We start from the raw sequence: 364 nt of genomic DNA, 5'->3' as shown, positions 1-364 counted from the left end.
TACAAGCGAATGTGTGGATACAACGTCCTCTGGTTGCCGGGCACGGATCATGCTGGCATAGCAACACAAAACGTTGTTGAGCGCTCGCTGGCCAAAGAGGGTCTCTCTCGCCAGGAGGCGGCGACCTGGTAACGGGTCTGCCGAGGGTCTGTTTTGGAAGGCCCGAACTGTTCAGCGGGATAGAGTTTAGCACGGTAGCGCTGGGCCGTTTTGGTAGTGCCGAGCTCCGCCATCCTCAAAGGCAGATCGCGGTAGCTCCTCAGTTGGCTCTTGTAAATGAGGATGCTCCCGGGGCAATTCATCTGCTTTATGGCGAAAGGACGACCATCGATATCGGTAAAATAAATTTTCTCCCTGTAGTGGT

General features: G+C 54.7%; 1 protein-coding gene and 1 pseudogene. One reads left to right on the top strand and one right to left on the bottom strand.

The window, feature by feature from the left end:
- Positions 1 to 9: 9 nt before the first annotated feature.
- A pseudogene (locus EZM41_RS14735) lies at positions 10 to 60 on the top strand (hypothetical protein); the annotation flags it as partial.
- Here EZM41_RS14735 and EZM41_RS13875 read toward each other — a convergent pair.
- Positions 48 to 364 (bottom strand): hypothetical protein (locus EZM41_RS13875; protein WP_232619259.1); only part of this gene is annotated, 317 nt, incomplete at its 5' end. The pseudogene EZM41_RS14735 and the gene EZM41_RS13875 overlap by 13 nt on opposite strands.

The organism is Acetomicrobium sp. S15 = DSM 107314, from assembly GCF_016125955.1.
In the GTDB taxonomy this organism is placed as follows: domain Bacteria; phylum Synergistota; class Synergistia; order Synergistales; family Thermosynergistaceae; genus Thermosynergistes; species Thermosynergistes pyruvativorans.
The sequence above is the reverse complement of the archived record's forward strand: the minus strand, read 5'-3'. Positions and strand labels throughout refer to the sequence as shown.